Origin of the sequence: Acinetobacter legionensis (assembly GCF_048551735.1) — a bacterium.
In the GTDB taxonomy this organism is placed as follows: Bacteria; Pseudomonadota; Gammaproteobacteria; order Pseudomonadales; family Moraxellaceae; genus Acinetobacter.
In genome coordinates this window covers 1-576 of record NZ_JBIMBV010000089.1, presented here as the reverse complement: position 1 = coordinate 576, position 576 = coordinate 1, and the positions used below count along the sequence as shown (strand labels likewise).

Annotated in this window: 1 protein-coding gene; it reads left to right on the top strand. The window is 32.6% G+C overall.

The window, feature by feature from the left end; all coding sequences use genetic code 11:
• Positions 1-221: 221 nt before the first annotated feature.
• The coding region (locus ACG9ZL_RS21140; protein ID WP_419361878.1) for an IS110 family transposase at positions 222-576 on the top strand (355 nt) is incomplete at its 3' end.

Here is a 576-nt window from a genome sequence, read left to right as displayed (position 1 = left end):
TCATCTTGTATCTTGTTCTTTGTAGTGATTAGCTATCACTACACGTAAATTGTAGAGTTTGGTTTGTCATCAAAACTTCGAGTTTCCTGAAAAGATTAAACCTACAATTTACACCTAACCACTGACATAAATCTGGACGGTAACTAAGCACTTTGATGCTGCATTCACAAGAAAAGACTGTGGTTTTTTAATATTAATTCAATCAATAATTAGGTGAAGCTATGTTTTATCTTGGCATTGATGTTTCTAAAGCTAAATTCGATTGTTGTTTATTTCTTGATGACTCTAGTGGAAAAATAAAAACTAAATGCTTTTCCAATAGCAATAAAGGATTTCATCAATTGTTATCATGGTTAAATCGTTTTGGTCTTGTTGCTGAAGAAACTAGAGCCTTAATGGAAGCAACATCCGTCTATCATGAAATGTTAGCTCAATTTTTATTTGATTTAAAATTTCAAGTTTGTGTGGCTAACCCAGCCCGTACTCGATATTTTGCTCAAAGTATCTCTAAGCTTAATAAAACTGACAAAATCGATAGTGAAGTATTGGCGCGATTTGCAATGACTGTAGATTTAC